At 34.6% G+C, this 483-nt stretch carries 1 protein-coding gene; it reads left to right on the forward strand.

Annotation, left to right across the window (positions count from 1 at the left end):
* Nucleotides 1-25 precede the first annotated feature (25 nt).
* Nucleotides 26-483: glycosyltransferase (locus tag BKH43_RS08385; protein ID WP_143429071.1), on the forward strand; the 458-nt coding region annotated here is incomplete at its 3' end.

The following is a 483-nucleotide window of genomic DNA, read 5'->3' on the forward strand; positions in this document are numbered from 1 at the left end:
AGGAGAAGAAGGCTTAGTCTCAGTTATCATCCCTATTTATAATGTAGAAAAGTATCTTGAAGCTGCACTAGATTCTATACTTAATCAAACTTATAAAAACCTAGATATCATCTTAGTTATAGATGGTAGTAAAGATAAAAGCTTAGATATAGCCTTAGAGTATGCTAAAAAAGATAAGAGGATATTTGTAGTTAGCAAGCTTAATGGAGGCTTAAGCACAGCTAGGAATCTTGGCACTGAGCTAGTTAAAAATAGCTACTTAAGAAAGGCTCTAGAGACTAAAAAAGAATTGGAATCTAAAAGAAATTTAGAAACTAAAAAAGGCTTAGAATCTAAAAAATCTCTCCACACTAAAGAATCTAAAAAAGAAAAATATATAACTTTAGATTCTATAAATTTAGCTAATACAAATTATACTTATAGCCAGCCAGCCAGCCAGCCAGCCAGCCAGCCAGCCAGCCAGCCAGCCAGCCAGCCAGCCAG

Source organism: Helicobacter sp. 13S00401-1, assembly GCF_002272925.1.
Taxonomy (GTDB): domain Bacteria; phylum Campylobacterota; class Campylobacteria; order Campylobacterales; family Helicobacteraceae; genus Helicobacter_I.